The organism is Chromobacterium alticapitis (genome assembly GCF_002924365.1).
Classification (GTDB): Bacteria; Pseudomonadota; Gammaproteobacteria; order Burkholderiales; family Chromobacteriaceae; genus Chromobacterium; species Chromobacterium alticapitis.
This window is the reverse complement of record NZ_PQWB01000160.1, coordinates 1-834: the sequence shown is the minus strand read 5'-3', so window position 1 is coordinate 834 and position 834 is coordinate 1. Positions and strand designations below refer to the sequence as shown.

Annotated in this window: 1 protein-coding gene; it reads right to left on the bottom strand. The window is 60.6% G+C overall.

Translation table 11 applies throughout. From position 1 onward, the window contains the following. Positions 1-834, bottom strand: an 834-nt coding sequence (locus C2I19_RS20085) for an elongation factor Tu (RefSeq protein ID WP_103904369.1), incomplete at both ends; no start/stop codon positions are given.

Genomic DNA, 834 nt, shown 5'->3' with positions numbered 1-834 from the left:
ATAGCGAAGCGCAGACCTTCTTCCATGGCGATCGGAGCGATCAGTTCAACGCTGAATTCAACGTTGTCACCCGGCATAACCATTTCCACGCCTTCCTTCAGCGTGATCGCGCCGGTCACGTCAGTCGTACGGAAGTAGAACTGAGGACGGTAGTTCGCGAAGAACGGAGTGTGACGGCCGCCTTCTTCCTTGGACAGAACGTACACGGAAGCTTCGAAACCAGTGTGCGGGGTGATGGTGCCCGGCTTAGCCAGTACCTGGCCACGCTCGACGTCTTCACGCTTGGTGCCGCGCAGCAGCACGCCAACGTTGTCGCCAGCCTGACCTTGGTCCAGCAGCTTGCGGAACATTTCCACGCCGGTGCAAGTGGTCTTGGCGGTAGCCTTCAGGCCCACGATTTCGATTTCTTCGCCGACCTTCACGATGCCGCGCTCAACACGACCGGTCACCACGGTGCCGCGGCCGGAGATCGAGAACACGTCTTCGATCGGCAGCAGGAACGGCTTGTCAACGGCGCGTTCCGGAGTCGGAATGTAGGAGTCCAGAGCGTCGGCCAGACGGAAGATGGACGGTTCGCCCATTTCGGATTGGTCGCCTTCCAGAGCCAGACGGGCGGAACCGATCACGATCGGAGTGTCGTCGCCCGGGAATTCGTAGGAAGACAGCAGATCGCGCACTTCCATTTCCACCAGCTCCAGCAGCTCGGCGTCGTCAACCAGGTCAGCCTTGTTCAGGTAGACGATGATGTACGGCACGCCAACCTGGCGGGACAGCAGGATGTGTTCGCGGGTTTGCGGCATCGGACCGTCAGCGGCCGAGCAAACCAGGATGGCG